The following is a 25,301-nucleotide window of genomic DNA, read 5'->3' as shown; positions in this document are numbered from 1 at the left end:
ACCGCCACGCGCACTGCCCGCGTCCGCGGTGTTCGCGGCTGGACAATGGACGGGCAGCAGGGCCTGCGGGCAATGTAACTGGCGTTCCATGCCGTACCGCAATGCGCGGGCACCCCAGAAATCGACCGCGTCGCCAACGCGCTGTGCGGCTCCGACGGATAGACGGTCACCCCTAGCGGAAATGGCCGCCCCCTACGGGGAGATATTGCAACCCCAGATTGCCGGGCGGCCGAAACAAGGGTTCCGCTCACAACGCGCACCGGATACCGTCGCCAAATGCCCGGATCTCTGCGCTCATCTCCGAAACTACTGGCCATCAGCGATCTGCACGTCATGTTCCCGGAGAACCGCACACTGGTCGATTCCCTCCGTCCCGGAAACGACGACGACTGGTTGCTGGTGGCCGGTGACGTCGGGGAGATGATGGGCGACATCGAATGGGCGTTGCGCACGCTGAGTCGGCGGTTCGCGAAGGTCGTTTGGGTGCCCGGAAACCACGAACTGTGGACGCCGCGAGAGGACCCGGTGGCGCTGCGCGGAGAGGCCCGCTACGCCCATCTGGTGGAGCTGTGCCGCGACCTCGGCGTGATCACCCCGGAGGACCCCTACCCGGTCTGGGAGGGCGCGGGAGGTCCGGTCGCGGTGGTGCCGCTGTTCGTCCTGTACGACTACTCCTTCCGGCCGCCCGGCACCACCAAGGAGGCCGCGCTGGCGCAGGCCCACGACGCGGGGGTGGTGTGCACCGACGAGATCCTGCTGCACCCCGACCCGCACCTCGGCCCGGACGGCTGGTGCCGCACCCGGGTGGAGTCGACCGAGCGGCGCCTGGCGGAGCTCGACCCGGCCCTGCCGACCGTGCTGGTGAACCACTATCCGCTGGTGCGCTCGCCCACGGACGTGCTGTGGTATCCGGAGTTCGCGCTCTGGTGCGGCACCGAGCGCACGGCCGACTGGCATCGCCGGTTCAACGCTGCGGCCGTGGTCTACGGGCACCTGCACATACCCCGCACGATCTGGTGCGACGGGGTGCCCTTCCAGGAGGTCTCCGTGGGCTACCCGCGCGAATGGCGGCGCCGCCCCCGGCCGGCACCCGGCTTGAGCGAGGTACAGATCGCCTTGCGGAGCCGGGTGTGATCGAGAGCCTGCTGCCCGCGTCCGTCCGTTCCGCGGAGGTCTTCGGCGATGTCCGCCCCGCCGACGTGTTCCCCGAGGAGGAGGCGCTGGTGGCCGAGGCCGTGCCCAAGCGGCGCCGGGAGTTCGCGACCGTGCGCGCCTGCGCACGCGAGGCACTGGGGCGGCTGGGAGTGCCGCCCGCCCCCATCCTGCCCGGGATCCGCGGCGCGCCGGGCTGGCCGGCCGGGGTGGTGGGCAGCATGACCCACTGCGACGGCTACCGGGCCGCGGCCGTCGCCGGCGACCGCGAGTGCGCGGCTATCGGCGTGGACGCGGAGCCGCACGGCCCGCTGCCCGCAGGAGTACTGGAGGCGGTGTCCATCCCGCCGGAGCGGGCCCGGATCGACCGGCTGACGGCCGGGTACCCGGCGGTGCGCTGGGACCGCCTGCTGTTCAGCGCGAAGGAGTCGGTGTACAAGGCGTGGTTCCCGATGACCCGCCGCCCGCTCGGTTTCGAGGACGCCGACATCGACTTCGACCCGCTCCGCGGGCGCTTCACCGCGCGGCTGCTCGTCCCCGGGCACGCCCTGGCCGGCGGCCGCCGGGTCGAGGGCTTCGCGGGACGCTGGCTCGCCGGCCCCGACATCGTCATCACCGCGATCGCACTCCGCGCGCCCGGTGCCGCCTGGGGGCCGCAGGGGGCGGCCACCCCGAACCCCGGGGCGTCCCGCGCACCTGCGAATAAGGGGGGTCACGGGGTATCGCCGCCGCATCGCGCCGCGAATCATCGAGGAAACGACACGTGAGGAGGACGTTCGGTGAAAGGCCTCGACGAAAACGCCGCTCGGAGCAATCCCATCGATGTCGTGCTCGTCGGCGGGCCCGACGACCTGCCGGCCACGGCGAGGCGGGTGCGCGCCCCGGCCGCCGGCGAGACGATCAAGATTCCGCACCGGGGCGGCTACGAGCACTTCGAGCGCGAGCGCCGCATCGGCAGGCCGGAAGACCGGGAGACACCGGTCTTCCGCTGGACCATGCGCACGAAAATCGCCGAATAGGAAGGAGGCCGCCGGACGACCGCGGGGGATGGCGCGGAGACGGGTTCGGCATCCCACCGGGATGCTTAAGGACCGATCACCTAACTGCACTTTACAAGGATTTTCAACCAGTCCGGGTCCGTCAGCTCGGCACCGTTGTCCTGAAGGGCGTCCTGGAGGTCGAAACGCGTCACGTTGAGCTTCCGGTAGATCCTCGTCAGATGCTGCTCCACCGTGCTGATGGTGACGAACAGCTTCTCGGAGATCTCCCTGTTGGTGTGGCCTGCGGCGGCGAGGGTCGCCACCCGGCGCTCGGCGTCGCTGAGCCCGGGGGCGGTGTCGGCGTATGCCGCGGCGCCCTCCGGTCCGGCCGACGCCGCATCGAACCCGCTGCCCTGGTCCAGCGCCTTGGCGCCGCATTGCCGGGTAAGCGCCAGCGCCTTGCGCGCGTGCTTGCGCGCGCGCTTGGCTTCGCCCAGCAGGAGGCAGGCGCGGCCCAGGTCGGCGAGGGCATGGGCGAGTTCGAGCTTGTCCCCGCAGCCCTGAAGCAATACGACCGCTTCCTCCAGCACGGCGATGCGCGCGGTCAGGTCACGGGTGGCGGCCTGGGCTCGCAACGCCATCCCCTGCGTCCGCAGGTGCCGGGGGTCGATCAGGGCGAGTTGCTCGTCACCGAGCGCCCTGGCCTCGGAAAGGTCTCCGATCTGCAGGTACGCCTCGACCGCCCCGCTGCGCCACGCCTCCACGCCCGGCAGGTCGATGCCCCAGTCTCCCATCAGCCGGCCGCAGGCCAGGAAGTCGCTCAGCGCGGCATGGGGATGGTTCGTGGACAGGTGGTAGCGGCCGCGCGCGCAGAGGTAGTGCAGCCCCATCCGGGTCTGGAACAAGGCCTCGGGCACCGGGACGTCGAGGTAGGCCGCCGCCTCGTCGAGCTCGCCCTTGCCCGTCAGCGCGAGGACCGCCGCCGCCAGCGGCAGCCCCACCACGACGCCCCAGCTCGGCGGGGAGATCAGGCTGAGCGCGGCCTTCGCCTGTTCCTCCGCCGCTTGCAGCTCACCCTGCCGGGCGTGGATCATCGCCCGTTCGGCGGCGAACAACGCGTGCCAGGTCGGGCTGCGCCGGCCCGCGGCCTCGGCGAGCAGCACGTCGCACCAGCCGGCCGCCTCGGCGAGCCGGTCGTTATAGGTGAAGGCGGCGAGCGCGGCGGTCAGCGGAGCGAGCATGCGCTCGCTGAGCCGGGACCGCTGCAGCAGTCCCTCGGCGGCCGCGAGCACCGCGGGCTGGTTCCCGTGCACCAGCTCGGCCGCGATCACGTCGGCCCCTTGCAGTTCGGGATTCAGCAGAACCGGCATGGAATCGTGCCGCCGGGAGGTCACGGGCCGGGGACGCTTGAACAGGGCCGGATACAGATACGCGCCCCATAGGCCGGGACCATCCAGATCCACGGTGGTCGCCTTCTCACCCTCCGGCGCGACCCCGTGGCCGGACGCCAGCAGCTCCAGGATGGCCAGGGCCTCGCGCACGCGCCCGTGCCACAGCAGGTAGCCGGCCGGTATGAAATGGTCGGAGCCTTCGTCGGGGCCGCCTTCTCCGACGGTGCAGAACTCGTGCAGCCGCCGCAGGACGGCGGCGGGATCGAGCCGCCACTCGGCGTCGACGAGCATGGACACCACCACGGCGCGCTGCCGTTCGTCGCAGACCTGGTGGGCCGCCCGCAGGTAGTGGATGCACGTGGTCACATCGTCACCGGCGAGCGCGTGTTCCGCGGCCTCCTGGAGGATCGGAACGACCCACGGCGCTTCGAGCCGGCCCGCCGCGACGATGTGCGCCGCCACCTCCACCGCCGGGAAGCCCTCGTTGTGCAGCAGGTCGGCGATCCTCGCGTGGGCGGCCCGGCGCGTGCTGGACGGCGTGCCCTCGAGCACCGCGGCTCGGAACGCCTCGTGCCGGAACCGGCCGTCCGCCAGCACCTTCGCCGTCGTCAGCAGGTGGACGACCTGGCGGCAGGCATCGACGCCGATGTCCAGGACACCGGCGAGCAGCAGGGGCGACACCGGCTTGTTCAGCACGGCGATGGCACGTGCCAACTCGACGACCGGGCTTTCGTGCCGGTAGAGGAAATCGAGGACGGCACGGCCGAACGCCTCACCCCCCGTCGCGCCCGGCCACCGGAACGAGCCGTCGCGGTGATCGTCCAGGAAGGCCTGCGCCAGCATCGGGTAGCCCGCGCTCGCCTCGTACAGTTCGGTGACCAGGTCGTACGGCGGGCGCTCGTGCAGATGCGCGGCCGCCATCTCGGCGAGGCACGTCCGGGACAGCGGCTCCAGCCGTATCCGCCGGAACAGCGGCTCCCGGAGGAACTCGCTGCGCATCAGGGCGCTCGCCCCGTTCGAATGGGAGCACTCGCCGAAGAGGACGTGCAGGCGCGCGCCCCGCAACCGGCGGACCAGGTACAGCAGGCATTGCAGGGACGGCACGTCGGCGTGGTGCGCGTCGTCGACACTGAGCACGACGGGCCGGTCCTCCAGCAGGTCGCGGAGAATCCCCAGCATCCCGCGCAGGACGCGGGCGGGGACCTGGACGACGGCCTCGCCGTCCGGCCCGGCCACGGGTTCGGGCGCGCCGGCGCTCAGGCCGTGGGCGTCCAGCCATCGCATCGCCCGCTCCGCGCTCTCGCGCGGCAGGCCGGGACTTCGGAACAGCTGTTCCAGCACCCCCAGCGGCAGGTCGCGTTCGCTCCGGGAGGCGACCGCGCCGAGCGTGAGGCCGCCGGACTCGGCGGCCCACTCACCGGCGGTGCGCAGGAGAGCCGTCTTACCGGTGGCTATTCCCCCGCTAATCACCACTACCGAGCCCCCCGAGAAGTTCGCGAACAGGTTTTTCAGGGATCCCAGTTCGTTCTCCCTGCCGACCAGAACCATAAGTGACTCCTAAGCGGACCGCCTCGTTTCTCCGACTCCACCGAAACCCTGGCGCCATCCTCACCACCGATTCGGAGCGCCGCTCATCGGCATGCTTCACAAATGCCACCATCCTTACACCCGGGCCATTGTTTTACAACATCAACCAAACGTCACAGCCGGCCACCGTGCGTAATAAGTCGATCAAGTGGCGCCGGATTACCGCACCGCATGGTCCCGGGCATTAGTTAAAATGTGACATTAAACTCTCTGGTGCACGTCATCCACTCCGTCCATGCACCTACCGAATTGAGCGAGATCCGACAAGGCAGCAACCTCGGCAAAATAACTTGATTCCGCCATGAGCCTGATCGACATATTGTTCCAGACCCCGGGCAATCCAATCGTAACCCCGCAGTCCTTGACATGGCCAACCTTCAGCACCACCAGAAAACGAAGACCAATTTAATTCTTCGGAAATGATTCGTCACATTGCCATGCGGCGCCGCCTGGGGCATCCGCACGGCAGGGGCTAGGAGGCGACGCGCAGGTCGAGCCGTTCGTCAGCGGAAAGGATCGCCCGCTGCATGTCCCGCAGAGCCTGGCACGGCTCCAGGCCGAGTTCCTCCCTGAGTGTGCTGCGGGCGGACTGGTAGACCCGTAGCGCGTCGGCCTTACGGTCGGAGCGGTACAACGCCAGCATCAGCTGGCGGTAGTAGACCTCCCGAAGCGGGTTCTCGGCGACGAGCGAGTACAGCCACCCGACGAGCTCCCGGTGCCGGCCCAGCCGGAGATAGGCGTCGCCAAGCATCTCCAGGCACTCCAGGCGCAACTCGGTCATCCAGCGGACGAAGCCGCCGACGATGGGGCCGGTGCGCACGTCGCCGAGCGTCTGCCCGCGCCACAGGCCCAGCGCCTGCTCCAGGGCGTCCGCGGCCTCCTCGTACCGGCGTTCCCTGATGCAGGCCCGCCCCCGGTCCGCCAGGCGCCTGAAGATGTGGAAATCGATGTCGTCGGCGCCCTTCCGGAGCAGATAGCCGGGCGGCCTGGTCAGCACCGGGTTCTCCTCCTGACCGGGCCGGGCGAGAAACTTGCGGACCTGGGATATGTAGACGTGAAGTCCGGCCATGGCACGCCGCGGGGGCGCATCGTCCCAAACCTCGGTGATCAACTGGTCGAGCGCCACCACCTGATCCGCCCTGATCACCATGGCGGTCAGCACCGTCTCGACCTTCCGTGCGCTAATGGAGGTGGAACCGCCCTCGTCGATCACGCGGAGCGGCCCCAGGACTTCGTACCTCAAGATCCCTCCCCTCATGCGGACTGACAACGGGAGCCGAGCGGCCCCGATGCCCCCGCGGGCGATCCTCCGACGCCTGCATGGCCACCAAAGCCACTCGTCGATGATGAGGTGATCTGTCGTCGCGCGGGTACCCGTACCACTCCCCTACCGAGCGATCATGCGAAAGCGGCGCCTTGGCTCCCCAGTGCCGACAAATACCCCTATCGAGACATTCAGGGCATCATGCGGGTTCATCAGAGAAGGCGGATCCACTACCATGGTGTCCCCGCCATCGGTCATACCGCGGCCCACATCCTGGGCCACAGAGTCGATCTTGATGGTGACACCGCCCGTCCAGGCGAGAAATCGCGCATATCCAGCCGCAATAGCGCCCTCCTGATCACTGCCGCCCTTTCCCGACGCGCGTCGAACCGTCCTCGCCGCTCCCTCGGGGAAACCCGGCGAGCCCCCCGGTCCCCCGCTGCGAACGCCAGACGTGCCCGGCGGGTCACTCGATGCCCTCCACCGAGCGGACGACGGCGGTCCAGGTTCGCGGGGCGAGCCACCGCCGTTGGACGGTATGGCGGTCTGACCCCCTAGGGCTCTACAGTGACGGGTGGAGTGCCGGGAAGCCTGGTCGGCGTCTGAGGTCGGCCGACCTCGGGCAACGCGAGGGCAGGGGTTCCGGTGCGGGTGCGCGAGCTTGTTGACGAGGTTCCGGTCGTCGGGCCGGACGATCCGGTGCTGGACGCGGTCCGGACGATGTGGCGGCGGAGGGTTCCCGGTCTCGTTGTCGTGGACGGCCAGGGCCACCTGATGTCCGTGCTGTCGGTGACCGAGGTGCTGCGTTCGGTCGTTCCGTCGTACGTGGGCGAAGATGCACTGCTGGCACGTGTGATCGACGAGGGGCATGCCGACGACTTCCTGGCCGAGTGCGCCGGGCGAAAAGTGCGGGACTGTCTACCGCGCGGACACCGCGGACACCGCGGACCCGCGGCGGTGAGCCCGGACGCCACCGTCCTGGAGGCGGCGGCTTCGATGACCAGCACGGGATGCCCCCTCGCGGCCGTCGTCGCCGACGACGGCCGCGTCCTGGGCGCGGTGAGCTGGTACGCACTGCTCGACCGCCTGCTGACGAACGATCAGCGCCGTACAGCGCCTTGACCAGCCGCCCGCTCGCGGTCCGGCCCGTCGCGCGGGGAAGCTCCCCGCCTCAGATCCGTGAGGCACCTTCATGATCGTCGTCTGGGGCGGGCTGACCGGGGAGCAGGGGTACCTGCGTGACGTAAAGTCGCAAGGGCCGGGAAACCGCGACATCCAGCCCTGAGGCTGACTCGCCGCACCGGCTTACCCCCGGAAGGGGTCGTTGTGCCGATCTCGAGTGAACCCCATCGCGTCGGCGCTCAGCCGACGCACAAGAACGCAGGGACCGGCCTGAGCCTCGGCGTCCTGGCGCACACGTCCAAGGAGAACGAGCACCGGCAGCCGATTCACCCCCTGCACCTCCAGCGGATCGATCCGGACCTGCGGTCACGCATCTACCTCGAACGCGGCTACGGCGAGAACTTCGGCGTCCCGGACGAGCGGCTGGCCCCCCAGGTCGCCGGGCTACTCCCCCGCGACCGGCTCATCGCCGACTGCGACATCGTCCTGCTGCTCAAGCCGTCGCCCAACGACCTGAAGGAACTGCGCCCGAACCAGATCCTGCTGGGCTGGCCGCACTGCGTCCAAGATCAGGAGCTCACCCAGGCCGCCATCGACGGACGGCTCACGCTGATCGCGTTCGAGGCGATGAACCACTGGACGTCGGACGGCGGTTTCAACCTGCACGTCTTCCACAAGAACAATGAGCTCGCCGGTTACTGCTCCGTCCTGCACGCCCTCGCCCTCACCGGCTCCACCGGCGCCTACGGCCGGCGTCGGCGCGCCGCCGTCATCAGTTTCGGGGCGACCGCACGGGGCGCGGTCACGGCCCTCAACGCCCACGGCGTCCACGACGTCCACGTCCTGACCCACCGGGGCGTCAGCGCCGTCGGCTCGCCCATCCACTCGGCGGACATCGTCCACTTCGACCGTGACCCCGAAGACCCGGCGGGCAGCCTCGCCCTCACCGATGACGGTCCGATCGCGGTGGCCGCCTTCCTCGCCCGGCACGACATCGTCGTCAACTGCGTGCTGCAGGACACCCGAGCGCCGCTCATGTTCGCCACGAACGACGACCTGCCGCTCTTCTCCCCCGGCACCCTCATAGTCGACGTCTCCTGCGATGCGGGAATGGGCTTCGAATGGGCCCGGCCGACCACGTTCGCCGAGCCCATGTTCAACGTCGGCCACGACATCCGCTACTACGGCGTCGACCACAGCCCCTCTTACCTGTGGGAGTCCGCGACCTGGGAGATCAGCCAGGCGCTGATCCCGCACCTGTCGACGATTCTCGCGGGACCCGCCGCCTGGGACGCGGACAAGACCATCCGGCGCGCCATCGAGATCCGCGACGGCGTGGTCCGGAACCCCGCCGTCCTGGCTTTCCAGCATCGCTCCGCCGAGTACCCGCACACGCTGAGCCCGCCGGCCTGAGGCGCCGACGGCGACCGTCCCCGGCCCGGGTGGGACATGCTTCGGACGGGCACTCATGTTCGTTCGTCGTTTGCTCGGCTCGTCCGGTCGCCGTAATTCAAGGATCGCGCTTTAGTGGCCGTGGGCTGTTGATGATGGTTGGAGGAGTGCGGGGGCCAGCCAGCGGTGGAGGAGTGCCCGGAGCCGGGTCTCGTCACGGGGCGGCTCGCTGGGGTGCTGCAGGAGCGAGCTGAGCAGGCGCATGATGATCTCGGCGAGGCCGTGGAGGTCGTCGTCGGCGACGCCGGCGGTCGCCCAGTCGACCGGGAAGCGCTTCAGCATCTGGGCGCCGTAGGCGATGGCGTCCCCGGTGGTGGCCCCGCGGCCGAAGGCGCCGGAGTCCCCGATCTGCAGGAGCAGGCTCAGGTGCGGCTCGGTCGGGATGGTCCGTACGCAGAAGACCATGCCCTCGACCACGGCCTCGGCCGGATCGCTGATCCCCTGGAGGTGGGCCACCATCTGATCGACGAACGATTCCGCGCCCTGGGCCGCCACCTCGCCGATGATGTCGCTGATCCGGTCGAAGTGGCGGTAGACGGTCTGGCGGGTGATGCCGAGTTCGCTGGCGACGTCGGACAGGGTCGTCTTCGCGACGCCGTGCCTGTCGAGGCAACTCGCGGTCGCGTCGATGATGCGCTGCCGGGCCTCGGCTTTTGACCCGGGAGGACGACCTCCCCAGCCGTGGTGCGACATGGTCCTAGGATCGCACAGGCCGTGCGGTGGGTTGTGACGTTGTCGCGCGGAGTGCGACCACGATGAACAGGGTCGCGGCAACGGTGCAGAGCGTGGCGTACCACAGGCTGCCGATCGGGGTTCCGTGCTCGGTGATGCCGCCGGTCGACCCGAAGTACGCCGGCAGGGCCGTCGCCCAGAGGACGACGTGGACGCCGAGGTACGCCGCCGGGTAGGTCCGCGCGAACAGCGGGGACGCCACGGCGGTCACCTCGCCGGCGCGCACCTTGCGCCAGGCGTCCACGAGCAGGTAGAGGCCGGCGATCCAGACCACGGCGAGCTCGGCGGTGAGGATGGCCCGCTGGATCCCCAGCTGGTCCTCACCGCGGAAGGCGCCGCTGGGCGCGCTCACGATGATCATCGCCAGCGGTGTCGCGGCGCCGGCGACGACGGTGCGCCAGCTGATCTGCGGGCCGGTGAGGGTGCCGCGCCCGTCCTTGTCCCCGACCAGCCGGACCACCAGGTAGGTCATCGCGCCGAAGGAGACCGAGGCGAACATGAGCATGCTGTTCATCGGCACCGAGGCCAACGCGGGCTGGTTGATCATCGCATTGCCGGGGTTCCACGCCCACCACTTCAGCTGGGGGCCCAGGTGGTCGAAGACCTCGTAGAAGACCTGGCAGGCGAACGCGACCGCGACCGAGCCGAGCAGCGGCCCGCGCCGGGCGAAGACGCCGAGGGCCCGGACCAGCTCGTAGGCGAGCTGCGACAGCGCCGGATAGAAGGCCACGATGTAGAGCGGCAGCCGGTCGTACATGAACTGCACGGTGAACACGTTGTGGGAGAAGATGAACCCGACGTGCTCTTCCAGGCCGAACCAACCGGGGAAGTAGAGCGGCGGCTCGATCACGGCCAGGTAGACGACCGAGGCGAACCACAGCGAGATGTTGATCGGGTCGCCGTCGCGCCTCCACCGCCGCCACGCGTGGACGAGCGCGAACACCGCGCCGCCGATGATGAGCAGCTCGAGGACGAGCATGGTGCCGTTCTCAAGGCCGAACGGGTTGCGGAAGGTCATCACCGGGTGGGCGTCATGGCAGGAGAAGCCGAGTCCTTCGGCGAGGCGCTCGGCCGCCGAGTCACAGGTGTGGTCCATTGCTCGCCTCCCGGATCAGACGTCGACGCGGTCGCCGCCGCGGCCGGTCCCGGCGGACGACGCGCTCTCCGGGCCGGTGTAGCCGGTGAAGTCGGTGCCGGGCGGGTCCCGCTGGTCGTCGAACCCGCCGGGCACGACCGTCCGGCCGAGCCGCTGGCGCACCTTGTAGCGCACGATGCCGAACCAGAACCGTGGGTCGGCGGCCATCTCCCTGAGTGACTTGTCGAGGTTGAACACCTTCGCGAACGTCTGCTCGACGTAGGCGTCCTCGCGGCTGGTGGCGTTGATGGCGTTGAAGATCGGCCAGCTCATGCGCGCCGCCAGCTTGCGGCGCCAGGGAGCGGCGACCTCGCTCCCGGTCGCGAAGTCGTAGGCCTGGTCGCGGGCCATCGCCAGCATCCACGGCACGTCGAGGGACTTCTTCTGCCGGTCGAGGAACTCGCGGACGAAGGCGGGGCCGAGGGTGTCGCGGCTGCCCAGCAGCTCGCCGAGGATGAGTGCGGAGCGGGCGGCCGAGCTCATCCCCTGCGCGTAGAACGGGTTGAAGGCGCAGATCGAGTCGCCGATGCAGACCAGCCCGACCGGGGGGACGTCGAGCAGGTCGAAGCGGCGCCACTTGTTTCCGGTGGCACGGGTCAGGTGCACCGGGGAGGCGGGGGTGCAGGCACGTGTCGCGCGGCCGAAGGTCGCGGCGCGCACACGGTCCGCACCCGCCTCGAACGCGTCGGCCTTGCGCGGCATCTCGATGCCCCACGATCCCATGCACACGATGGCGCGATCGCCCTCGATCGGGAAGAAGTTGCTGAGGAACTCGTGCTCCTCGGGATGGTCGCCGGTGTCCTGGGTCGGCGTGATGACCAGGTGCTTCCACCACCACGACTCCGGGCGCCGGTCGGCGCGCGGCAGGTCGTACCACCGCGAGGTGTAAGTGACCTTGGCGTCGAGGGTCTTCTCCGGCGGCGCGGACCAGCCGGCCGCACCGAGCCAGTCGACGACCGAGGAGCCGCGGCCCAGCGCGTCGACGACGAGGTCGGCGGCCAGGTAGCCCTCGTCGTCGCCGGCGGTGCGGTACTCCACACCGTCGACGCGTCCGCGCGTGGTGCCGGCCCCGGTGGAACGGAGCCCTGTGACGGTCACGCCCTCGCGGATCTCGATGGCGGGCAGCTCGCGGACCTTGTCGCGCAGGACCCGTTCGATGAGCATCCGGGAGCTGTAGACCATCGTCATCGATCCGGACTTGCGCGGGGCCCAGCCGTCGTTCTCGCAGTAGGCCGCGTCCATCGACGGCATCAGGTGCAGCCCGCCCGCGGCGATCAGCGCCTCCTCGAACCCGGGAAAGATCGCGCCGATCGCGCGGCGCCCGGAGTTGAGGAGGAAGTGCGGGTGCTTGCTCTGCGGAACGCCCCGGCGATGCTCCGCGTCCTGCGGAAGCAGGTCCCGCTCCAGGACGATGACCTCGTCGAAGTGCCTCGCGAGCACTCCTGCGGCACACAGCCCCGCCACGCTGCCGCCGAGCACCACGGCCGTCTTTCGTCCCATCCCGGATCCTCCATTCATACACACCATGAGTGAATGTATGATTGGAGGGACGGCGCGTCAACAGTTCCTCCCACACTCGGGACTCCCGGCGGCCCGCAAGGGAACACGAGCGGCCCAGCCCGGCCGGGGCGCGGAATCTTGCCTCCTCCCAGGGGTGCGCCTTCCGATTCCATGGGGTATGCGCCTTTACTCTGACGGGTATGCGCGCAGCGACCGGGTGGTACAGACGCCGCTACGTCGACATGCAGGGAATGCCGTCGTGGGCCGATCTGGCCAGTCCCGACCTGGAGTCCTCGAAGGCGTTCTATCGCGGCCTTTTCGGCTGGGACTCCTACACGCTGAGCGGCGACACATTCGGCGACTACGAGGTCTTCATCGACGGCGCGCCGGGGCTCGGGGTCGCCGGTGTCCAGGGCCTCGCGGACGACACCCAGCCCCCGTCGTGGACCTGCTACTTCCGGGTCGACGACGTGGACGCCTCCGTCCGGACCGTTCTCGCCGAGGGCGGGCAAGCGCGCGTGGACCCCACCGACATCGCTCACATAGCGCGCATCGCCCTGTTCGCCGACCCCGAGGGGGCGGAGTTCGGCGTCTGGCAGCCGGGGCCCTCCGGGGAGACGGCTTTGATCGGTGACCGCTCCGCCGCACGCTGGGTCGAACTGCGCTGCCGCGACGCCGCCGAGGCCGAGCGCTTCTACGGGGCGGTGTTCGGCTGGTCTGCGGAGAGTCTCGACGACCCGCGCTTCTCCTACACCCGATGGAGGGCCGGGGGTCAACTGGTGGCCGGTATGGCCCCCATGGACGACCAGTGGCCCGCGGACCACCCATCTCACTGGACGCCCTATTTCGAGACCGCCGACTGCGACGCCGCGACCGCCAGGGCCGCCGGGATGGGCGCCCGGATCCGCTTCCCCCCGACCAGGATCGACGCGGGCAGGATCTCGCTGATGACCGACCCTACCGGCGCTCGCTTCGGCGTCATCGCCCCGCATCCGCGAGAGGACTCGCACGGCGGTGCCGGCGACCACTGAACCCGGCGGAGGCGTTCTTCCTGGTGAGGGGTGTAACAGTGACATCAGTGGGGACGGTCCGGAGATGTCCGCGCGTACGGTTCGGCGGCATCGGCGAGCACTTTCGGAGCCGGGTAGCAGAGTCCCGCCGGAGGCGGTGGGGTGATGGAGCCGGCGCGGCGCCAAGGCGGCGCCCGAGACGTGCTCGATACGGTGCTGCAATCCGCTCCCTGCGCGGTTCTGACCGTCGACCGGTGCGGGGGCGTCGTCCAGCTGAACGACGCTGCGCGCCTGCTGCTGGGTGTGCCGCCGGGTGATCCACCGGCCGGCGCCCTGCCGGGATGGCTCGCCGAGGCCCAGCGGTCACTCGACGCGGCCTCCACGGCCGCGCGAGCCGGTCTCACCGATACGGGCACGGTCGCCGCGGGGCCGATCGGCGACCGCCTGTTCGAGGCCCGCTCGGTTCCGGAGAGCGGGGCGCCGGGGTTCCCCGCGCCGACGATCTGGTGGCTGGTCGACGTCACCGAGCGGGAGCGCACCACGTTCCTCGCCGAGGCGTCCGGCGAACTGCTCGCATCGCTCAATCTGGAACGGTGCATGGAGGTGACCGCGCGGCTGGCCGCCCGGCACCTGGCCGAGGCGGCGGTGGTGATCGTCCCGCACTCCGGGCGGGGACACCCCGTCGCCTCCTGCGGGCCGGACGGGAGCGTCGACCACCAGGAACTGCTCATCGACCCGGACGAGGTCGAAAGCCTGGCCGACGCGATGCGGGGCTTTCCGCCGGTGGCCCCGCGCTGGATCGATCCGGACACCGCTCCCGCCTGGATCGCGCGTGCCATGCCGGGGCGACCCGCCGCGATCACCGTGCTCGCGCTCCCCGGTCACGGCGTCCCGGCCGGGGCGCTGGTGCTGCTGCGCCGGCCCGGCGGGGAGGCCTTCTCACCGGGTGAGGAACTGACCGCCGGCCTCTTCGCGGGCCGTGCCGGCGCGGTGCTGTCGGCCGCCCGCCTGTACGCCGAGCAGGCGTCCATCACCGCGACCTTGATCCGGGAGCTGCTGCCGCCCGGCACGCACGAGCTGGACGGGGTGAAGCTGGCGGCGCGCTACCGGCCGGCCGGCGACGAGGACCTGGTCGGAGGTGACTTCTACGACGTGTACCCCGGCGGCACGGCCGATCCGGAGACCGAGCCGCTGGTGGTCCTGGGGGACGTGTGCGGCAAGGGGCTGGAGGCCGCGGTGCTGACCGGCAAGATCCGCACCACGCTGCGGGCCCTGCTGCCGATGGCGGGCGACCACCGGCGCGTCCTGGAACTGCTCAACGGGGCGCTGCTGCACACCGATTCGACGAGGTTCGCCACGCTGGTGCTGGCCTCGGCCCGCAGGCGGGGATCGCGGGTGCGGCTGCGGCTGACCAGCGCCGGTCATGCCGCTCCGCTGATCGTCCGGGCCGGCGGGACGGTCGAGACGGCCCCCACCGGCGGCTCGCTGATCGGCGTGCTCCAGGAGATCGACTCGACGACCGCGGAGGTGGCACTCGACCCCGGCGACACCTGCCTGATGTACACCGACGGCATCACCGAGGCCGTCGGCGGCCCGCTGGGCGATGAGATGTTCGGCGACGAGCGGCTGCGCGCGGAACTGGGCCGGTGCGGCGGCATGAACCCGGAGGCGCTGGTGGAGCGGGTCCACATGCTCGCCGCCGAGTGGGTCGGAGCCGGCCGGCACGACGACATGGCGGTGGTCGCGATCACCGCTCCCGGCGCGGCGTCCGGCTCGCCGTCCGGAGCCGCGGACCGGGCGAGGGGCACCGCGTGAACCGCCCGGCGGGGCCGTGCGGCGGTGAACCCGGGACGGATCCCTGGACGGCCGCGCTCTGGGATGCCGTCACCGCCGGGGACGAGTACGCCGCCACCGACATCGCGACGGCGGCGCTGGACGAGGGGATGGATCCGGAGGTCCTGATGCTGGACGTCATAGCGCCGCTGCAGGCCCGGGTCGGGCGCGAGTGGGCGGCCAATCGGATGACCGTCGCGCAGGAGCACAGCGCCACGGCAGTCAACGAACGCGTGATCGGCGCGGTCGCGCAGCATCCGGCCGTCCGGCGGCGGGCGGGGACCGCGGAGCGGCGCGGCCGGATCGCGGTCGCCTGCATCGACGGCGAGTGGCACGCTCTTCCGGCCCGGCTCGTGGCCGAGGTGCTGCGGCTGCGCGGCTGGCAGGTCGACTACCTCGGCGCCCAGGTGCCGACCCCGCATCTGATCTCCCACGTGCACCGCACCGGCCCCGCCGCGGTGGCGCTGTCGTCCTCGATCGCCACCCGGCTGCCGGCCGCGCACGCGGCCGTCACCGCCTGCCAGGCGACCGGTACGCCGGTCCTGGTCGGCGGCGGCGCCTACGGTCACGACGGCCGCTACGCCGCCCTGCTGGGCGCGGACGCGTGGGCCCCCGACGCCCGCGCCGCCGCGGACCGGCTGGCGCGCGGCCCGCTGCCCAAGCCGAAGCCCGTCCACCGGGTCATCGACGACCTGCCGCACCTGGCCGACCACGCCTACGCCCACGTCACCCGGGAGGCTCCGCAGCTGATCCGGCACGTGCTGGGCGGATTGCGGGCGCGGGCCCCGGAGACGGCCCGCTACACCGACGAGCAGCGGAACCGGATGGCCGAGGACATCTCCCACATCGTCGAGTTCCTGGGAACGGCCCTGTACTTGGACGTTCCCGATCTGTTCACCGAGTTCATGACGTGGACGGTCGACATCCTCGATGCCCGCGGCGTCCCACCCGGCAGCCTCCTGCTCGCCCTGGACCTGCTGTACGAGCAGGTCGGCGGCTATCCGCGCGCCACCGGCCTGATCTCGCGCGCCCATGCCGCGGTGCGGGAACGACTGCCGAACACGGGTCGCGGCGATTCCGGTCGCGTCCTGGAGGGGGATGCGGAAGGACCTGGCCCGGGAAGCACCCCATGACCAGGGAGGCGTTTCAGGTGGTGGGCCGTGGTGTGAACCGTACGAAGGGGATGTTCCGTCCGACCTCGCGGTAGTCCTCGACGCTGCCGTCGACGGCGAAGCCCATGAGCTTGCACAGCCGCCGGGCGGCGGCCGGGTGGCGGGGGGCGTACCGGGCCATGATCTCGGCGCCTTCGTCGGTCGCGACGGGGGCGGCGGTCGCCGGGAACCTCGTCCCGGCGATCTGGAGTGTGACGTCGGGGTCGGCCATGACGTTGCGGTACCAGTCCGCTCGGGGGCCGAATCCGGAGGCCGCCACGTAGCCGTCCTCGTCCTTGTCGACGACCTCGACGACGACCTGCCGCGGCCGGCCCGAGACGCGGCCGGTGTGCGTGAGCAGCATGACGCGGCGGCCCAGCAACGGTCCCAGCCCCATGCGGTACAACCGGATCGGCGACCGCCACAACCGGCGGCGCAGGCCGGTCGGCGGGGCGGGCCTGGCAACGATCTTCATGGTTCCTCCAGCAGTTCCCCCACCGCGGACAGGGCATCGCCGGCCGGGAGCTCGCCGTCGATCATCTGGTGCAGCAGCAGCCCGTCGATCGACGCGGCGATCAGGGTGGCCACCCCGGTCAGCCGCGACCGCGGCCAGCCGGGACGCGACCGCCGGAGGCGGTCCGCGATCTGTGTGCGGGCCCGGCGAAGCTCATCGCGCAGCACGACGCCCAGGGCGGGATCGCGCATCGCGCCCACGATCAGTTCGGCCGCCAGCCGGGTCACCTGCTCCTCGGCCGGGGTCCGGGCCAGCAGGCTTCGCGTCGCCGCAAGCGCGGCCCGCTCGTCCGGCGCCTCCAGGAGTTCGGCGACCATGGGCCCGATGATGAGGTCCGTGGCCTGCCGGAAGATCTCGGCGTGCAGCCCGGCCAGCCCGCCGAAGTGGTAGTGGATCAAGCCCGGGTTGGTGCCGGCGCGTTCGGCCACGGCGCGGGTGGAGACGCCCGGCCACCCCTCCCGGCCCAGCAGTGCGATCCCGGCGTCCACCAGCTCCTGCCGGCGGCGATCGCCGCGGGAAGAAGTTGGCCGATCGGCCAAGTTGGTCATACGAGCAACTTAGCACGGACCGCGCTGGCCACATGTTCGGCCCACAGCCCTCTCCGTTGCGCGGGCTGCGGGCCGATGCCGATCGCGAGACGTTTCTCAGCCTCTTCGCGAAGGCGTGGTGTGCCGCTCCTCTCCCGTCGAGGCTCCTGTCTTCTGCCGTCCGATGTGGAAGGGGCCTCGCCTGCGCCCCTGCGCCGGGACGGCGGTCGCCTCCGGGCGGTCGTCGGCGACGGTGCGGTCATCGGCGGGACGGTGTTCCCGCTCCGCCCGCCGCGCCTCGCGGACGCCGACCACCAGGAATCGTCCCAGCGCCAGCCCTGCGAACAGGACCATGACGGCGCCGAGGCCCTCGAAGAACGACATCCGTTCGGCGACCTGCCGGACCTCGCCGCCGAGAGGCGCTCCCACGCCCATGTTCCACAGCGCGGCGATCGTGGTGCCGACGACGAACCACAGGCCGCCGAGGACGGCCAGCCAGCCACCGAACTGGGCCACGGGCCGGTTCGCCGCGGTCATCAGGATCAGCCCGCCGAGGCCGACGGCGATCGCCGGAAGGATGGACAGCACCAGACGGTCGGCGCTGTAGACCCACGCTTCGCTCGAACCGAAGCCGAAGTTGAAGTACGGGCCGATGAACGGTATGAGCCCGCCCCATATCGCGAGGAGCACCAGCAGAAGACCGCTGAGCATGCCGCGGCTGCGGGGCGCTCGCATTGTCCCAGTCATGAGTATCCCCCTCCTGACCAGGCGATAGTCCAATGTTTCAGGCGAGGACTACCCGATATGTCCGTTCCCAACCGACTCGGCGGGCGTCAGGCGCCGCCGGAGGCGCGGCACGAAGGCTCCAGGGCCATGCGGCGAACCGGAACAGAGGTCGCTCACTCCGCAGCGGACGAAATCTCGTCGATGAGGCCCCAGGCCAGCGCGGTGCCGGTGTCGACGGGGATACCGGTGAGCGCCATGTACAGGGTCCGCCAGCGGCCGATGCGGCGCGGGATGCTCACCGTCCCGCCCGCCCCCGGGATCAGGCCCATGGACACCTCGGGCAGCCGGAACGTCGTGTCCGGACGGGCCGTGACCCGCCCCGCGAAGGCGGGGAGCTCGATGCCCGCGCCGACGCACGGCCCGTGCGCGCGGACCTCGATGCGGCCGGCCAGGCGGTGGATCAGGCGGCCCGCGCCGCCTCGCGTCCGGACGAGGTGGGCGGTCGCGAGGTCGGGGGCGGTGCCGAACTCGTCCAGGTCCCCGCCGGAGCAGAACGCGGGGCCCTCTCCCCGGAGGACGAGCGTGACGTCCTCATCGGCGATGGCGACGGTCAGCGCGTCCACGAGGGCGTCACGGAGCTGCCGTCCGAAGGCGTTGCGCCGCTCCGGCCGGTTCAGCGTGACCGACAGGCGGTCGCCGTCCCGCGTCACGAGCACGGGCTCGGCGGCCTCGGGCGGGAGCGGGCGGGGGCCGCGCAGCGACAGCCAGCCCGCGAACTCCGCCCCGCCGAGCAGCGCGGAGTAGGCGTAGGACTCGACGTCCAGGGCGGCGTGGACGGGCAGGCTCTCGGTCGTCCGCAGGACGTCGCGCAGCATCAGGGCCGCCCGCGGGTTGCGTGCGGCGGCCTCGCGTACGCCGTCCAGGTCGCCGGCCGCGACGGTCTCCCGGCCGCCCGGCCCGAACGTGAGATCCAGTGCGCGGGCGAGCCTCGGATCACCGGAGCCCACGCCGACGAGGATGCGGTCGCACTCGCGGGCCCGGCGCACGGCGCGTTCGACGACGCCGGGCTCGGCGGGCCCCAGCCCGACGACCGCGAGCGGGTCGCGCACGCCGCCCTCCGGGTCGAGGAGCGGCTGGTCCGCCGCGCCGTCCGCGAGGTCGGCGATCGAGATGTGCACGGCCGGTCCCTCTCGCCAGGGTGACTGCAGGGACCGGAGTGTATCGTCGGGCCATGCCGCCGGGCGAGATCGAGGCGTCGCGGGCGGGCGCGCCGGAGCCGCTCCTGACCTGGGCGGCGTCGGGCGTGCCGCCTCTCTGCGGCCACCCCGCCGGGCCGCCTCTGGTCCCGCCGGGGAACGCGGCCGCGGTCGCCGCCCGCCTGGGGGAACGGTTCGGGTTGGACGGTGCCCGCCTGCTGTCCGAACGCGCCGCCTTCACCGGTCAGCGGCGCAGGGGACGCACGTCCGCCGGGGGCGCCTGCCGGCTGCTTCCCACGGCCGACGGCTGGGCCGCGATCTCCTGTGCCCGTCCCGACGACCCCGCGCTTCTCGGCGCGCTCGCCGGAGCGGAGGTGGACGGAGACCCCTGGCCGGTCCTCGTCCCCTGGCTGCGCGATCACGGCGGCGCCGAGCTGGCCGAACGTGCCGCGCTCCTGGGGGTCGCCGCCGGACCGGTCCGGACTCCGCCCGCCGCACCGCGCGTCCCGCGCCCGCTGTCGCCCCGTCCCCTGGACGGCGCGCTGGTGGTCGACTTCAGCGCCCTGTGGGCGGGGCCGTTGTGCGCCCACCTGCTCGGGCTGGCCGGAGCGCGCGTCGTCAAGGTCGAGACCCCGAGCCGCCCGGACGGGGCACGGCGCGGCGATACCGGCTTCTACGATCTGCTCCACGCGGGCCACCGCTCGGTCGTGCTGGATCCCGCCGACCCGGCCGGACGCCGTGCGATGGCCGCGCTGGTGGACGCGGCCGACATCGTCATCGAGGCGTCCCGCCCGCGCGCTCTCGCCCGCTTCGGCCTGGACGCGGAGGCCGCGGTCGCCGCGGGCACCACCTGGGTCTCCATCACCGCGTTCGGCCGCGGCGACGGCCGCGTCGGCTTCGGCGACGACGTGGCGGCCGGCGGCGGCCTGGTGTGCCGCGACGGGGACGGCACTCCGCTCTTCTGCGGCGACGCCATCGCCGACCCCCTCACCGGCCTGACCGCCGCGAGCCTGGCGGCGACCGCCCCATCGGACGGCGCGGGCGTCTTGTGGGACGTCTCCATGCGCGATGTCGTCGCCGCCACGCTCCCTCCTGGCGATCCGTCTCCCAGCCCGCCCGCGGTCCGGCGAGGCGGCGCCTGGCTCGTCGATACCGGGACGGGAGCCGTCCCGGTCGCCGATCCGGCACGACGCGAACCGTCCGGCGCGGCCCCCGCGATGGGCCACGACACCGCCGAGGTCCTGGCCGACCTCGGTATTCCCGTCCCATGAGCGGGTTCCTGCTGCGGGACGCGGAGATCGGCGGGCGGGAGCGCGCCGACGTCCGGGTGGCCGGCGCGGCGATCGCCGATGTCGGCGGCGGGCTGGAGCGGCGGCCCGGCGAGCGGGTCATCGAGTGCGGCGGGGGCGCACTGATCTCCGGGCTGCGCGACGACCATCTGCATCTGCACGCGCTGGCGGCCTGGAGGCGCTCGGTTCCGTGCGGGCCGCCTTCCGTGACCGGACGGGACGCGCTTTCCGCGGCGCTGCGGAACGCCGTGCCCGACGAGAGCGGCTGGGTACGCGGGGTCGGCTACGCCGAGAGCGTCGCCGGCGACCTGGACGCCGCCGCGCTCGACGCCCTGCGGGCCGATCTGCCGGTGCGAGTGCAGCATCGCAGCGGCGCGCTGTGGGTCCTCAACTCGGCGGCCGTCCGGGAGGCGGGACTGGAGCCGGGTGGTCATCCGGGGATCGAGCGCGATGCCGGCGGGCGGCCCACCGGCCGGCTGTGGCGGGCCGACGGCTGGCTCCGGGCCCGCCTCCCGGCGCCGCGTCCCATGGACCTGGGCCCGGTGGGGCGGGAACTGGCAAGGTTCGGCGTCACCGCCGTCACGGACGCGACGCCCGACCTCGCGGACACCGCCATGGGGTCGATCGAGGAGGCCGTCGGGGACGGGGCGCTCCCCCAGCGTGTGCGCCTGCTCGGCGTGCCGCTGGGCGGCCGGACCCGGCACCCGCGCGTCAGCACGGGCCCTTACAAGATCGTCCTGGCCGACTCGGGGCTGCCGTCCCTCGACGATCTGATCGGGCGGATCAGGCTCGCCCACGGCGGCGGGCGGCCCGTCGCGGTGCACTGCGTCACCCGCGAGGCGCTGCTGCTCCTCCTCGCGGCCTTCGACGACACCGGGGTACTGGACGGCGACCGCGTCGAGCACGGCGCGCTCATCCCCGGCGAGAGCGTCACGGACCTCGCGCGGCGCGGGCTGCGCGTGGTCACGCAGCCCGGGTTCATCGCCGATCGCGGGGACGACTACCTGCGCGACGTACCGGCCGGGGACCTGCCCGACCTCTACCGGTGCCGGAGCCTGGTCGAGGCGGGGGTGCCGGTCGCGCTGTCCAGCGACGCGCCGTACGGCCCGCTCGACCCCTGGGCGGTGATGGACGCGGCCGTCCACCGCGCCGCGCGGTCGGGCGCGGTCGTCGGGCGAGGCGAGGCCGTCGCGGCGCGGACCGCGCTCCGCTCGTATCTCACGGCGCCGCGCGACGCCGCCGGGCTCGTGCTGCTGCACGTCCCGCTCGACGAGGCGCTCAGGCGGCTCTCCGCCGCCAACGTCCGCGCGACCATCGCGGACGGCCGGCTGTTCCAGGCCCAGCCCGGCTGACCGCGCCCGCTCACGGCACCACCACCGCGTACGCCTTGTGCTCCTGGAACTCCGCGAGGCCGGCCAGGCCCATCTCGCGGCCGATGCCGGACTGCTTGTACCCGCCGAAGGGGACGTCGGGCGCGAAGTAGTAGCCGCCGTTGATGCTGAGCGTGCCGGTGCGGATCCGCCGCGCCACGGCGATCGCGCGCTCGTCGCTCGCGCTGACCACCGCGCCGGAGAGGCCGTAGCGCGAGTTGTTCGCGATGCGGACGGCGTCGTCCTCGTCCTCGTACGGGATGAGCGCCAGCACCGGCCCGAAGACCTCCTCCTGCGCGATCTCGCTGTCGGGGTCGACCCCGGCGAGCAGGGTCGGGGTGTAGTAGAAGCCCGGGTCCACCCGCTCGCCGCCGCACACGAGCTTCGCGCCGTCCCCGACGGCCCGGCGCACCATGGCGTCCACCTTCTCGCGCTGGCGCTCGCTGATCAGCGGGCCCATGTAGTTCGCGGGGTCGGCGGGATCGCCGTAGGTGACCTGGCCGAGCATGGCCGCGACCTTCTCGGCGACCGCGTCGTGGTGGGCGCGCGGCACCAGCAGCCGGGACGTGATCGCGCAGCCCTGCCCGGCGTGCGAGCAGACGGTGAAGGCCGCGGCGAGCGCGACCCCGTCGAAGTCGGCGTCGTCCAGCGCCACCATGGCGGACTTGCCGCCGAGTTCCAGGAACACCTTCTTCACCGTCCCGCTCGCGGCGGCCATGATCTTGCTGCCGGTGGCGGTGGAGCCGGTGAAGGTGATCACGTCGACGTCCGGGTGGGTGGTCAGCACCTCGCCGACGGCCGCCTCCGACGAGGTCAGGATGTTCACCACGCCGGGCGGGATGTCGGTGTGCCCGGCGATCAGCTCGCCCAGCGCCAGCGTGACCAGCGGCGTGTCGGGCGCCCCCTTGAGCACCACCGTGCAACCCGCCGCGAGCGCGGGCGCGAGCTTGGCCAGCGCGAGCTGGTTGGGGTAGTTGTACGCGATGATCGCGCCGACGACCCCCGCCGCCTCCTTCTCCACCCACCGGCGGTGCCGGCGCCCGCGGGCCTCGATCTCGCCGAGCTCCTCGGTGAAGGGCAGGTCCCGGATCAGCTCGGCGAAGTAGCGGACGGTCTCGACCGGCTCGTCCAGCTGGGCGCCGTGGGTGGTCCCGCGCGGCGCGCCGACCTCGGCGATCGTGAGCTCCCGCAGCTCCTCCTTGTGCTCGGTCAGCGCCTCGTAGAGCTGGTTCAGGCACCGGGCGCGCAGGTCCCTGTCGGTGGCCCAGCCGGTGCCGTCGAAGGCGCGGCGTGCCGCGGCCACGGCTTCCTCGGCCTGGGCGGCCGTGGCGTCGGGGGCGTGCCCGACGACCTCGCCGGTGGCCGGGCCGACCGAGGCGAACGTGCGCTCGGCGCCGACCAGGGCGCCGTCGATGAGCAGGCGCCGGCCGGCATCTCCCGCCGGGTCCCGTCCATCGCCGCCGGATCCCGCGGAACCCGCGGCGACCGGCGCCTCATCCTGAGATCGCATTCCGCCTCCTCACATCAGGTAGAACTAGATTCTCCTGTGTGAGAATTATGAATTCAAGCCCGGCGAACTCTCTTCTGTGGCTAGCTTGGCCGCCGGCCGCCCTCGGTGGACGGCCATGTCCGGCGGCGGCCGGGGCCTTCCGGACGGACCCGGTGCGAGAGTATGATTCTCGAATCGGGAAAGGGGATTCTTCCGGCGTTGCGGGCGGCGTGCGAGGCACGGCACCCGCGGAGCACCGGCTCGCACGCCCCAAACGAACCGTGACAGGGAGGAAGTCCGTGAAGGTTCAGGTCGACGCGGCACGCTGCCAGGGACACACGCTCTGCGCCATGATCGCTCCGGACTCGTTCGAGCTCGACGATATCGACGGGCACTCCTCGGTCGTCGACCCCGACGTCCCCGCGGACCAGGAGGAGAAGGTCCGCGAGGCGGCCCGGTCCTGCCCGGAACGCGCGATCACCATCTCCTGAGCACCGGAGGACAGCACCGTGAGCGTGCACGACGAGGACCGCAAGTCGAAGCGATACCACTTCGACCGGCACACGCCCGAGTACCGCGAGCAGTTCGAGACCATCACCCAGGAGATGCAGCAGAAGTGCCCGGTCGCCTGGTCGGACACCTATGACGGGCACTGGGTCGCCGCCGGCGCCCAGGAGGTCTTCGAGATCGCACGGGCCTCCGAGCACCTGTCCAACGAGCACGACGTGAACGGCTCGCTCGGCCACGGGTACAAGGGCATCACCATCCCGGCCCCGGACCCGTCGCCGCCGGTGTGCGGCGGCTTCCTGGAGATGGACCCGCCCAAACAGCGCCACTACCGGCAGGCGCTCAACCCCTACCTCTCCCCCGCAGCGGTGAACCGGTGGATCCCCGTCATCGACGAGCTGGTGCGCGCCTCGCTGGACGAACGGATCGAGACGGGCGAGATCGACTTCGTCGACCACCTCGCCAACGTCGTCCCGGCGGTGATCACCCTCGGCATGCTGGGCATCTCGGTGCACAAGTGGGAGATGTACAGCGAGCCCACGCACGCGTCGGTCTACACGCCGCCGAACACACCCGAGATGGCCAAGGTCCGGGAGCAGCAGCGCGCGCTGTACGGGGACGTCTTCACCGAGATCGTCACGATCCGGGAGACCCCCCGGCCCGGCCTGATCGACGCGCTGGTGCGCGCGGAGATCGACGGCGGGAACCCGGACGACATGGAACTGCTGGGCGTGCTCGCGCTGCTGATCGGCGGGGGCCTGGACACCACCACGGCGCTGACCGCGCACGCGCTGGAGTGGCTGTCGGACAACCCCGCGGAACGGGAGCGGCTGTCGCGCGAGCGCGACACCCTGCTGAACCCCGCGACCGAGGAGTTCCTCCGCTTCTTCACGCCCGCCCCCGGTGACGGGCGCACGATCAAGCAGGACTGCGAGATCGCCGGTACCGAGTTCAAGGAGGGCGAGCGGGTCTGGCTGTCCTGGGCGATGGCCAACCGCGACCCGGCGATCTTCAGCGACCCGAACCGGGTCGACCTGGAGCGCAAGGGCAACCGCCATCTGGGGTTCGGCCTGGGCATCCACCGCTGCATCGGGTCCAACCTCGCGCGCACGGTGTTCAAGCGGATGGTCGTCCAGGTGCTGGACCGGATGCCCGACTTCCGCTGCGACCCGGAGGGCGCCGTCCACTACCAGACGATCGGCGTCATCCAGGGCATGCAGAAGCTGCCGGCGACCTTCACACCCGGGCCCCGGCTCGGCCCTGGCCTGGAGGAGACCCTGCACACCGTCCAGCGGGTCATCGATGAGCAGCGGCTCGCCGAGCCGGTGACCAAGCAGAAGTCCGAAGCGGACATCACACGCTGAGGTGAAGGCG

Annotated in this window: 22 protein-coding genes; 12 read left to right on the top strand and 10 right to left on the bottom strand. The window is 71.7% G+C overall.

Annotation, left to right across the window (positions count from 1 at the left end):
• The first annotated feature begins 276 nt into the window (after positions 1-276).
• The 3 genes from E1285_RS02050 to E1285_RS02040 are packed head-to-tail and all read left to right on the top strand — an operon-like array spanning position 277 to position 2,171.
• A complete protein-coding gene (locus E1285_RS02050; protein ID WP_132147228.1) occupies positions 277-1,134 on the top strand; it encodes a metallophosphoesterase in 858 nt (285 codons plus the stop codon).
• Positions 1,131-1,919 carry a 4'-phosphopantetheinyl transferase superfamily protein gene (locus E1285_RS02045; RefSeq protein WP_207946346.1) on the top strand — a complete coding sequence of 263 codons (789 nt, stop codon included), beginning with the start codon at positions 1,131-1,133 and terminating at the stop codon, positions 1,917-1,919. Before E1285_RS02050 ends, E1285_RS02045 begins: the two co-directional genes overlap by 4 nt.
• Positions 1,920-1,931: 12 nt before the next feature.
• Positions 1,932-2,171: a DUF5988 family protein gene (locus E1285_RS02040; protein WP_132147222.1), complete on the top strand. Its 240-nt coding sequence runs from the start codon at positions 1,932-1,934 to the stop codon at positions 2,169-2,171.
• A gap of 80 nt (positions 2,172-2,251) precedes the next feature.
• Here the strand turns inward: E1285_RS02040 and E1285_RS02035 are convergent, their stop codons facing one another.
• The gene (locus E1285_RS02035; protein ID WP_132147219.1) at positions 2,252-5,071 is read right to left on the bottom strand and encodes a LuxR family transcriptional regulator; all 2,820 of its coding nucleotides are present in this window, start codon (positions 5,069-5,071) and stop codon (positions 2,252-2,254) included.
• A gap of 511 nt (positions 5,072-5,582) precedes the next feature.
• Positions 5,583-6,353: an AfsR/SARP family transcriptional regulator gene (locus E1285_RS02030; RefSeq protein ID WP_132147216.1), complete on the bottom strand. Its 771-nt coding sequence runs from the start codon at positions 6,351-6,353 to the stop codon at positions 5,583-5,585.
• 672 nt (positions 6,354-7,025) lie between these two features.
• On the opposite strand from E1285_RS02030, the gene E1285_RS02025 reads away from it, so the two are divergent.
• Positions 7,026-7,496, top strand: a complete 471-nt coding sequence (locus E1285_RS02025; protein WP_165966416.1) for a CBS domain-containing protein — start codon at positions 7,026-7,028, stop codon at positions 7,494-7,496.
• A gap of 204 nt (positions 7,497-7,700) precedes the next feature.
• On the top strand, positions 7,701-8,909 hold the full coding sequence (locus tag E1285_RS02020; protein WP_207946345.1) for a N(5)-(carboxyethyl)ornithine synthase: 1,209 nt from the start codon (positions 7,701-7,703) through the stop codon (positions 8,907-8,909).
• Positions 8,910-9,020: 111 nt separating this feature from the next.
• On the opposite strand, the gene E1285_RS02015 is transcribed toward E1285_RS02020, so the two are convergent.
• Genes E1285_RS02015 through E1285_RS02005 form a run of 3 tightly spaced genes read right to left on the bottom strand, consistent with a single transcriptional unit; the run spans position 9,021 to position 12,315 of the window.
• The gene (locus E1285_RS02015; RefSeq protein WP_132147213.1) at positions 9,021-9,641 is read right to left on the bottom strand and encodes a TetR/AcrR family transcriptional regulator; all 621 of its coding nucleotides are present in this window, start codon (positions 9,639-9,641) and stop codon (positions 9,021-9,023) included.
• A gap of 4 nt (positions 9,642-9,645) precedes the next feature.
• On the bottom strand, positions 9,646-10,776 hold the full coding sequence (locus E1285_RS02010) for a hypothetical protein (protein WP_132147210.1): 1,131 nt from the start codon (positions 10,774-10,776) through the stop codon (positions 9,646-9,648).
• Positions 10,777-10,791: 15 nt separating this feature from the next.
• Positions 10,792-12,315, bottom strand: coding sequence for a hypothetical protein (locus tag E1285_RS02005; RefSeq protein WP_132147207.1), 1,524 nt, complete (start codon positions 12,313-12,315; stop codon positions 10,792-10,794).
• A gap of 200 nt (positions 12,316-12,515) precedes the next feature.
• On the opposite strand from E1285_RS02005, the gene E1285_RS02000 reads away from it, so the two are divergent.
• From E1285_RS02000 to E1285_RS01990, 3 genes are all read left to right on the top strand, one after another.
• Entirely contained in the window at positions 12,516-13,346 is an 831-nt protein-coding gene (locus E1285_RS02000) for a VOC family protein (RefSeq protein ID WP_132147204.1), read from the top strand.
• A gap of 180 nt (positions 13,347-13,526) precedes the next feature.
• Positions 13,527-15,140, top strand: a complete 1,614-nt coding sequence (locus E1285_RS01995) for a SpoIIE family protein phosphatase (RefSeq protein WP_243722479.1) — start codon at positions 13,527-13,529, stop codon at positions 15,138-15,140.
• Complete coding sequence (locus E1285_RS01990) at positions 15,137-16,291, top strand: B12-binding domain-containing protein (RefSeq protein ID WP_243722478.1); 1,155 nt, start codon at positions 15,137-15,139, stop codon at positions 16,289-16,291. The genes E1285_RS01995 and E1285_RS01990 overlap by 4 nt, the downstream gene beginning before the upstream one ends.
• 13 nt (positions 16,292-16,304) lie before the next feature.
• Here the strand turns inward: E1285_RS01990 and E1285_RS01985 are convergent, their stop codons facing one another.
• The 4 genes from E1285_RS01985 to E1285_RS01970 form a co-directional block, all read right to left on the bottom strand.
• A complete protein-coding gene (locus tag E1285_RS01985) occupies positions 16,305-16,784 on the bottom strand; it encodes a nitroreductase family deazaflavin-dependent oxidoreductase (RefSeq protein WP_132147198.1) in 480 nt (159 codons plus the stop codon).
• Positions 16,781-17,371 (bottom strand): TetR/AcrR family transcriptional regulator, encoded by a 591-nt coding sequence (locus E1285_RS01980; RefSeq protein WP_132147195.1) that lies wholly within the window; start codon positions 17,369-17,371, stop codon positions 16,781-16,783. The genes E1285_RS01985 and E1285_RS01980 overlap by 4 nt, the downstream gene beginning before the upstream one ends.
• Before the next feature lie 96 nt (positions 17,372-17,467).
• Complete coding sequence (locus tag E1285_RS01975; RefSeq protein ID WP_132147192.1) at positions 17,468-18,097, bottom strand: hypothetical protein; 630 nt, start codon at positions 18,095-18,097, stop codon at positions 17,468-17,470.
• A gap of 152 nt (positions 18,098-18,249) precedes the next feature.
• Positions 18,250-19,254, bottom strand: a complete 1,005-nt coding sequence (locus E1285_RS01970; RefSeq protein ID WP_207946344.1) for an enoyl-CoA hydratase/isomerase family protein — start codon at positions 19,252-19,254, stop codon at positions 18,250-18,252.
• Positions 19,255-19,307: 53 nt separating this feature from the next.
• On the opposite strand from E1285_RS01970, the gene E1285_RS01965 reads away from it, so the two are divergent.
• A complete protein-coding gene (locus E1285_RS01965; protein ID WP_132147189.1) occupies positions 19,308-20,543 on the top strand; it encodes a CoA transferase in 1,236 nt (411 codons plus the stop codon).
• Positions 20,540-21,913 carry an amidohydrolase family protein gene (locus E1285_RS01960; RefSeq protein WP_132147185.1) on the top strand — a complete coding sequence of 458 codons (1,374 nt, stop codon included), beginning with the start codon at positions 20,540-20,542 and terminating at the stop codon, positions 21,911-21,913. The genes E1285_RS01965 and E1285_RS01960 overlap by 4 nt, the downstream gene beginning before the upstream one ends.
• Before the next feature lie 10 nt (positions 21,914-21,923).
• Here the strand turns inward: E1285_RS01960 and E1285_RS01955 are convergent, their stop codons facing one another.
• Positions 21,924-23,441 (bottom strand): aldehyde dehydrogenase family protein, encoded by a 1,518-nt coding sequence (locus E1285_RS01955; protein WP_132147182.1) that lies wholly within the window; start codon positions 23,439-23,441, stop codon positions 21,924-21,926.
• Between the two features lie 278 nt (positions 23,442-23,719).
• Here E1285_RS01955 and E1285_RS01950 point away from each other — a divergent pair, with 278 nt between their 5' ends.
• Positions 23,720-23,911: a ferredoxin gene (locus tag E1285_RS01950; RefSeq protein WP_132147179.1), complete on the top strand. Its 192-nt coding sequence runs from the start codon at positions 23,720-23,722 to the stop codon at positions 23,909-23,911.
• Between the two features lie 18 nt (positions 23,912-23,929).
• Complete coding sequence (locus E1285_RS01945; protein WP_207946343.1) at positions 23,930-25,291, top strand: cytochrome P450; 1,362 nt, start codon at positions 23,930-23,932, stop codon at positions 25,289-25,291.
• The last annotated feature ends 10 nt before the right edge of the window (positions 25,292-25,301 follow it).

Source organism: Actinomadura sp. 7K507 (genome assembly GCF_004348425.1).
GTDB lineage: Bacteria > Actinomycetota > Actinomycetes > Streptosporangiales > Streptosporangiaceae > Spirillospora.
The sequence above is the reverse complement of the archived record's forward strand: the minus strand, read 5'-3'. Positions and strand labels throughout refer to the sequence as shown.